This window comes from Endozoicomonas sp. ALC013, assembly GCF_049310205.1.
GTDB lineage: Bacteria > Pseudomonadota > Gammaproteobacteria > Pseudomonadales > Endozoicomonadaceae > Endozoicomonas.
On the sequence record NZ_JBLYNS010000186.1, the window covers coordinates 1 to 7,653 of the forward strand.

Consider the following 7,653-nt stretch of genomic DNA (forward strand, 5'->3'; position numbering starts at 1 on the left):
TCAAACTCATTGAAACCATGTAGTAGTTTTGAAACTCAGAAATGTCGAAGTTATTTCAGGACAGCTCATCAGCCATTGGGGAATCAGCGCTCTGGTGCAGTGGTCAGGCCAAAATGCTGCTGTGAAAAAGCAACCCGTTCTTCAATAGGCAGGTCATGTTTTCGAAGGGATTCAATCATTTTCAGCCTGGGCTCGATCCCCTGGCCATTGGCAATCTGAATCGCCAGCCCCGGTCGGGCGTTGAGCTCCAGAATCAGAGGGCCAAGATGTTTATCCAGCACCAGATCGACACCCAGGTAGCCCAGGTTGGTCATCTCATAGCAGGCAGCAGACAGGCATAATATCTTATGCCAGTGGGGCACATTGAGGGTTGAGAAATTGTGGCCCGTATCCGGATGAAGGCTGACCGGCAAATCATGCTGCACACTTCTCAGGCTGTTGCCGGTTGCCATGTCCAGGCCGACGCCGACTGCCCCCTGGTGCAGGTTGGCCTTGCCATCGGATTTCCGGGTGGCCAGGCGCATCATCGCCATAACCGGAAAGCCCCGGAACACAATGACCCGGATATCCGGTACACCTTCAAAGCTGTAGTCATTAAAAATGGGGTCAGCGACGATCAGGTTTTCGATAACGGCGAAGTCTGATTTGCCGCCCAGACTGTAGAGACCGCCGAGAATATTGGACACATCACGGCTAATGGCGTCAAAGGATAGACTTTCGCCGCTGGCCTTGACGTATCGATCACCATCACGACCGGTAATCACCAGAATGCCTTTGCCGCCACTGCCCTTGGCCGGTTTGATAACAAACTTATCCAGTGGTTCCAGAATGCCCTTTAACTTGCGGATATCGGACTGGTATTCAATCACGCCAATCAGTTTTGGTACATCAACACCGGCTTTCTCGGCCATGCGTTTGGTGGTCAGTTTGTCGTCCACCAGGGGCAGGAGGCGTCTGGGGTTATATCGGGAGATATAATTCAGGTTGCGGCTGTTCATGCTGAGTATCCCGGACTCTCTGAGCCGGGAGGGTGTGGTAATTGAGTTTTTTGCCAGCGTGTTGTGCACAAAGCTTGTTAACCATCCCATGGAAACCGACCTCTACTTATCCGAATGAACCAGTGGATAGAACCGCTTGAGTTCAAGCATTCGATAGCCAGTGTACTGACCAAGCAGCAGAACAATGCCCAACAAGGTGAGCATCAGTTCAGGGAAGTTGAAGGTGAGCTGTTCAACAATGGGATTGGACATCAACAGGTAACTCAGGGTGGCTACCAGAAGACTGCCGCCGCCTTCTTTCACGACATCGCCGGGGCCTTCTTCTTCCCAGAGGATGGACATCCGTTCAATAGTCCATGCCAGAATGATCATCGGGAAGAAAGTGACCGTCAGTGCCTGGGTAATGCCCAGCTTCCAGCTGAAGATGCTCATGGCGGCCATGATCAGAATGACAACAATGATGACAGCCCCCAGCCTTGCCACTAGCAGCATGTTTTGCTGACTGAGGAAAGACCGTATCCATAAACCAATGGATACCAGGGAGGTGAAAATCACCAGCCCGGGTATTAATTGAGTTTGCAGGAAAGCCATGGCAATAAGCACCGGCATAAAGGTGCCGGAGGTGCGCAGACCAACGATGATGCGCATAAATAGCACAACCAATACCCCGATCGGTATCAACAGAATGATCTTAAAGGCATTCTGGACTTCCAATGGCAGGGAGTAGATGGAAAAGTCTATTAAGGCGGCACCATCCTGGTTTGCCTGAGTGAGTGCCAGCTCCCGGGTTGGCGCATTCTGGGAGATAATAGAGAACCGGACGTCAGAGTTAACCCCGCCCATCACATCCAGTAGTGATTTGGCCCCGCGCTGCCAGAGAAAGAAGGCGTCCGGGTTGCCTGCTTTACCGGTTTTGGGATCAAAGAGCTGCCATTCGGTGCCATCATAAACCTCTATCATGTCGATAATGGGTTGTCTGCGTCGGCCATCTTCCAGGTGCAGGCCCCGGACAATGCGAGCGGGGATATTATTCATGTGGAGTAGATTGACCAGCAAGTCCGGAAGCTTGACCCCTTCTTCCACCATGCCGAGCAGCATATTGGTGTTCTGGCCGGGTTCTTTGGCATTAAACTGGCTGATCATGGAGCCGGCAAAACTGACCGTGTCTGCTGAGTGTTCAGTCACCTGTTTTAACAGGCTTTTGGCCGCGGTTTGATAGGGCTCCGGAAGCACGGGCGCAATGAACGGTTCGGGCTGGTCATTCACGTTGGGGTTGATGCCGGGCTCCAGCCGGATCTTAACCTTATAAAACAGATCCTGGCGACCATCCGCTTTGCGGATGCTCCAGACGGCACGGCGCTGACCGCCATCATTGGTCTGGTTAATGCCGTAGCCGGGTGAGGCAAAGGATTCATCGAGAATTCTTACATCGGGCTGCTGATCCGGAAGGGTCAGGCTTGCCTGGGCAGCCTGTCCCCGGGCTTTGAAGCTTACCCAGGCTTCAATACTCCAGACAGTAGAGACATCCTTGCCCAATAGCGGAAAACCCAGTGCAAAGTGTTTGTACAGGGTTAATCCAAGGCCGGCAACAATCAGTCCGGCAATCATAAGGCCAAGCTGAAAACGACCTTTCATTCTTTTCCTCGCTTTTAACTGTCTATCTTGGGTTCAGTTGATATAAGGGAGCCTGGCTAAACGGTGCCCGACTAGTACATGGTTTCAATGTCCAGGCTGGGTTTCCTCTATCAATGACGCCCAAACTCCATTCGTCCTGAGCCTGCCGAAGGACCCATAGGGCCTAAAGGCGGAAACTCCGGACTCTGATAGATCGTGCCAATCACCCTTCGACTCCGCTCAGGGTGAACGGAGATGGTACACACACTCATTGAAAAGGTGTACCAGGCTGTATGCCGCTCAGGGCTGTTTTTCCGCTCAGGGCTGTTTTTCCGCTCAGGGCTGTTTGGTATCCGATGTGTATTCTCTGGATACATCCACAAGCGCTCGTTTTTCAAGGAAACGGGCACCGATCAATGCCGGGAATTCATAGTTTTCCCGGCTGCGCAAAGTGAATTGTGTCGGTACAAGGATGTCACCAATGCTGGCGTTCAACGTGATCACCGGGCGTCGTTCAGGCTCTTCTCCATGACGTTTGATCCGAACAAACCGGGTGACCGGCTCCTGCATGGATATAAGGTCACCAGTGGAGTTTGCCAATCGGAAGCGAACCCAGTCTTGGCCATCTTTTTCGAAAAACTCCATATCCCGTGCATCTATGGATGAGGTCAGGGCACCGGTATCAATTCGGGCTTTGAGGACCGTATCGGCATCAGGCAGCGTCATATGTTCAACAGCGCCCACGGTGACCAGACCTTTAATGCTGACCGGTTTGATGATAGCCCTGGTGTAGGATTTCTGGGTAACGGGAACCAGGGCTTTACGGTTATTGGAGCTGATCACCGTTTTAGTGGCAATATGCTTCTGATTGACGTCGATAACGGCCAGATCCTGCATAAAGCTGCGCCCGATCAGCAGCGGTGACTCATAGTTGCTGCGATCAGTCAGTGAAACAGGCACTGACTGGGTAATGTCACCGATGGTTATGGTCATCATGACAATTGGGCGCTCCACCGATGGGAGCCCCGGACGTTTGATCCGGGTGACACTTTTCAGCGGTAACTCCATCAGCTCAGTCCCTATGGACGTACGATGCAGCTCAAACCTGACCCACTTTTTGCCATCACGCTCAAAAAACTGGATCTCTCTGGCATCCACGGAACTGTTTTCTGCGCCGGTATCCAGCTTTGCCTCCATTTTGAGGTTCAGGTTTGGCAGGGTAGCGGTTTCGTTGATGCCAAGAACGAGCAGGCCATCCTGGTGAGCCGGTGTCTGGATGGTCTGCTCACGAATGGTAATCGTATGGGTATCGGCAGGAGGCTTTGTTTGTGCCTCGGGCCTTGCTGGCACCATGGGGTGTTCCGACGTCTCCGGAACTGGAACGGGTTGGGTAGTACGAGAATCGTCCTTGGCAGGACGCTCTTTATAAAAAGCTGTCTGGCATCCGGTTAAAATCATGGTTAAAACGAATAAAGCTGGCAGAGCCAAGTTGCGGAACATGTGACAAGCACTACGTTTTTTTGGGGACTATTTAAGGCGCACGCATTGTATGCGTGCAGCCATGGCGGTTGCCTGTCATCAACAAAACCGTAGTGCCTAAAGGAGTCCGGTGATAGTGGCTGAAGTATTGGCAACTAAAAGCGCAGAAGCTTACTTGATCTGCCTTCGCTTGCCAATTGTTAATCTTGACTAAATTCTGAGATATCTCTGCAGCCGCTCTATAAGCCAGCCCGGATAGCCAGGCTACCCGGGTAACAAACAATGGTTGTGATTTATTATGGCGTTTGACAGTTCGAAGCAGGTCTGATGATCAAGCCAATTAGAACGGTAATGATTAATACAGCCAGAGACGGAAGTAGCCAGACCAGGTGTGCTTCATAGCCGGGCATCATGCTGAAAGGCTGTAAAAAAGGCTGTAGCACTGAAAAATCTTTTATGCGAAGTGCATCAATGATGCTGAAGGTGAAAATGACCGCCAGTGTGGCCCGGTAAGTCAGGACGGGCCTGGGCAGCCAGTCACGAATAAGCCCCAGGAAAATCAATGTTATGGAGATTGGGTAGAGAATCAGAAGTACCGGAATAAAAAGGTCAATAATCTCGTTTAACTCCATATTGGCAAAAAAGACACAGACAATGCTGATGACGGTGACAATGGTTCGATAGCTGACCCTATCGAACATTTCATCAAAGTACTCACTGGCGGCGGTGATACAGCCAATGGCCGTAGTCAGACAGGCCAGGGTGACCACAGCCGCGAGCAGTGCTATCCCGGTGGTTCCGAACAGTGTCTCGGCATAAAGGGTCAGGATTTGCCCGCCGTTGTCCGGATCGGGGGCTATCTCCCGGCTGGTGGCTCCCAGGTAGAAAAGAGAGAGGTACACCAGGGCAAGCCCGGCCGCTGCGATGATGCCGGTAATGATACTGTAATGAAACAGGCTGGACTTATCTTCAATACCATGGGACTTGAGATTGGTGATGATGACAATGCCGAACATCAGTGCTGCGAGGGCATCCATGGTCATATAACCCTCAAGGAATCCCTTGATAACCGGCGATTCGGTATAAGTACCCATGGCCTGCCCGGGAATACCGAGTGGTGAAAAAATGGGGGAGAGGCCGAGAATGACCAGCAGGGCAATCAGCGCCGGAGTGATCAGTTCGCCTACCGACTCCAGCAGTTTTCCGGGCCGGATAGACAGATACCAGGAGATACTGAAAAAGATCAGGCTGAATATCAGCTGGCTGAGCTTGCCGGGTTCCGCCAGAAACGGTGTGATTCCCACTTCAAAAGAGACCAGGGCGGTCCTTGGAACGGCATACAAGGGGCCAATAATCAGGTAAATGCAGGAGCCAAGGGCGATGATCAGGGCTCTGGGCATTTCGCCACTGATTTCGTTGAATCCGCCACCCACTCTGGCGATGGCAACAATGCCCAATAGTGGCAGGCCGACGCCGGTAAGCAGGAAGCCTGCAGCGGCATACCACATATCCTGACCTGCCAGTTGTCCCACCATGGGGGGGAAAATCAGGTTTCCTGCCCCGAGAAACATGGCAAATACCATAAACCCCATACCGACAATATTCTGTAAACTCAGTTTTTGTTTCATGTTTTCAGCTTCCAGAATTCCCGATTATTGAAGTTTTACCGGGATCTGCTCCTTTTTTACATTAATTAAATAGTCTTTCTGATGACAGATAACCAGCTGCCTGCTATCAGTATGGACGCTATCTGTGAAAGTGGTAGCAGGGCAATCGACGAGCCTGAAAAGCATGACGGCAATCATTTAATGATTGCCCGGTGGTGCTGAACAAAGGTCATCATGGGGCTGATCATTGCTGATTTGCTGCAAGCTTTCCTGCAACAGGCAGATCAGGGTTTCATGATCACCGGCTTCCAGGAAAACATCCGGGCTTTGGCTCAGCCGGTTGTCCCAGAGCACTGCCATATTGTAGGGCTCACCAAAGGGTGGAATGGCTCCGGGCTCGCAGTCTTTGAACCTGGAGTTAAGTTCGTGTTCTGTGGCGAACTGCAGTTTTGAGTTGGTGATTTGGCTCACCTGGTGAATATTGACCCGGTTGGCCGCAGGTAAAATGGCCATCAGGTAGTGATCAAGACTATCTTTCAGGACCACTGCCTTGGCCAGCTGGTGCAATGGAATCCGGGCGGCGATGGCGCTCTGCACGGAACTTTTGCTGGGTTGATGTCGGATGGTTTGATAGGGAATATGCTGCCTGGCAAGGTAATCGTAAACTGTGTTGGCAATGCTCATGATGAAATCACCCCAGTAAATTCTGGCTTGAGGTGAAAAGAGTATAGCCGCTGATGGTTGTATTTCAGGGGCTATCGGTATTACAACCAGCCTTTACGTTTAAAAAACAGAAAGGTGGCTAACGCGCTCAACAACATCAGTCCGAGTGCAATTGGGTAGCCGAACTCAATCGAGAGCTCTGGCATGATTTTGAAATTCATCCCGTAAATACTGGCAATCAGTGTCGGCGGGAGGAACATAACGGCGGCCACTGAGAAAATCTTGATTATGTTGTTCTGCTCAAGATTGATGTAGCCCATGGTGGACTCCATCAGAAAGTTGATTTTCTCGAACAGGAAGCCGGTGTGTGGTGTCAGGGATTCAATATCCCGAAGCATATCCCTGATATTGTCCTTCTGTTCATCATTGAGCATGTGGCTGCATGCGCGCATCAGGTAACGAAGTGAGCGCTGGGTATCCAGCAGATTCAACCTGACTTTGCCATTCAGGTCCTCCTGAAGTGTGATAGTGCGCAGCTGCTCATCAACATCTTTATACTGCTCTGACAGCGCATTCTGGCTGACTTCTTCCAGGTCCTCGTAAACCTCTTCCAGAGTATCAGCAAGGTATTCAACCTTGGCATCAAACAGCGCAATGATCACCTCCAGAGGCGTTGCTGCCTTGATATGCTGGGTTTTAAGGTGTTTGCGCATCAGCCTGAATAAACCGGTGGGCTCATCCTGAAGGGTGATCAGTTTATCGGGTCTGAGGTTGAATGCGACGTTAATATTTCTCAGCTCGTGGCCGGACCTGTGGGGAAACAGGGAGCGAATATGTATACCGCTTTCGGTTTCAAAGTAGCGGGAGGAAATTTCAATCTCTCCCAGATCTTCTTCTTCGGGCAGGCAGCCCGGGAAGTGGGTTGTTAACCATTGGTGCTCAGCACTGTCCGGCTCTGTTGCTTCCAGCCATATAGTGCCCTTGGCCGACGGGAAATCTGGCGACACCCGGTCAATGGAAAACTGGTTATCCTGAGCACTATAGGCAAAGATCATAGTTACTGCCTTATTGATAACGAAATAGATTGGCTGACTCGAAGTTATAGTGCCAGCCACCAAACTATCTATCTGAACGACCAGACCCTGAATATTTCAAAAAACAACGGAGGATATTGTCATTTCAGATTTCAGAGGGTTGCACCGTTTGGTCACAAAAAAGGAGAGGGATTGTACGATAATTGACTTCTATTAGGATAGTGGGAATGTGCTAGTACATGGTTTCAATGAGTTTGG

At 50.9% G+C, this 7,653-nt stretch carries 6 protein-coding genes; all 6 read right to left on the reverse strand.

Annotation, left to right across the window (positions count from 1 at the left end; translation table 11 throughout):
* Nucleotides 1-83: 83 nt before the first annotated feature.
* A complete protein-coding gene (locus tag ACO6V1_RS21395; protein WP_422445399.1) occupies nt 84-1,088 on the reverse strand; it encodes an alpha-L-glutamate ligase-like protein in 1,005 nt (334 codons plus the stop codon).
* 12 nt (nt 1,089-1,100) lie between these two features.
* Nucleotides 1,101-2,633, reverse strand: a complete 1,533-nt coding sequence (locus ACO6V1_RS21400) for a UUP1 family membrane protein (protein WP_422468427.1) — start codon at nt 2,631-2,633, stop codon at nt 1,101-1,103.
* 315 nt (nt 2,634-2,948) lie between these two features.
* Nucleotides 2,949-4,070 (reverse strand): ATP-dependent zinc protease, encoded by a 1,122-nt coding sequence (locus ACO6V1_RS21405; protein ID WP_422462473.1) that lies wholly within the window; start codon nt 4,068-4,070, stop codon nt 2,949-2,951.
* Nucleotides 4,071-4,387: 317 nt separating this feature from the next.
* Nucleotides 4,388-5,719 carry a branched-chain amino acid transport system II carrier protein gene (brnQ, locus tag ACO6V1_RS21410; RefSeq protein WP_422445394.1) on the reverse strand — a complete coding sequence of 444 codons (1,332 nt, stop codon included), beginning with the start codon at nt 5,717-5,719 and terminating at the stop codon, nt 4,388-4,390.
* A gap of 177 nt (nt 5,720-5,896) precedes the next feature.
* Nucleotides 5,897-6,382 carry an aminoacyl-tRNA deacylase gene (locus ACO6V1_RS21415; protein WP_422445392.1) on the reverse strand — a complete coding sequence of 162 codons (486 nt, stop codon included), beginning with the start codon at nt 6,380-6,382 and terminating at the stop codon, nt 5,897-5,899.
* A gap of 80 nt (nt 6,383-6,462) precedes the next feature.
* Nucleotides 6,463-7,416, reverse strand: coding sequence for a magnesium/cobalt transporter CorA (corA, locus tag ACO6V1_RS21420; protein ID WP_422445390.1), 954 nt, complete (start codon nt 7,414-7,416; stop codon nt 6,463-6,465).
* Nucleotides 7,417-7,653 lie beyond the last annotated feature (237 nt).

Bases quoted from the DNA above. Each gene is read 5' to 3' on its own strand.
- ACO6V1_RS21395 (WP_422445399.1), bottom strand. From the start codon at position 1,088: ATGGGATGGTTAACAAGCTTTGTGCACAACACGCTGGCAAAAAACTCA.
- ACO6V1_RS21400 (WP_422468427.1), bottom strand. From the start codon at position 2,633: ATGAAAGGTCGTTTTCAGCTTGGCCTTATGATTGCCGGACTGATTGTT.
- ACO6V1_RS21405 (WP_422462473.1), bottom strand. From the start codon at position 4,070: ATGATTTTAACCGGATGCCAGACAGCTTTTTATAAAGAGCGTCCTGCC.
- brnQ (WP_422445394.1), bottom strand. From the start codon at position 5,719: ATGAAACAAAAACTGAGTTTACAGAATATTGTCGGTATGGGGTTTATG.
- ACO6V1_RS21415 (WP_422445392.1), bottom strand. From the start codon at position 6,382: ATGAGCATTGCCAACACAGTTTACGATTACCTTGCCAGGCAGCATATT.
- corA (WP_422445390.1), bottom strand. From the start codon at position 7,416: ATGATCTTTGCCTATAGTGCTCAGGATAACCAGTTTTCCATTGACCGG.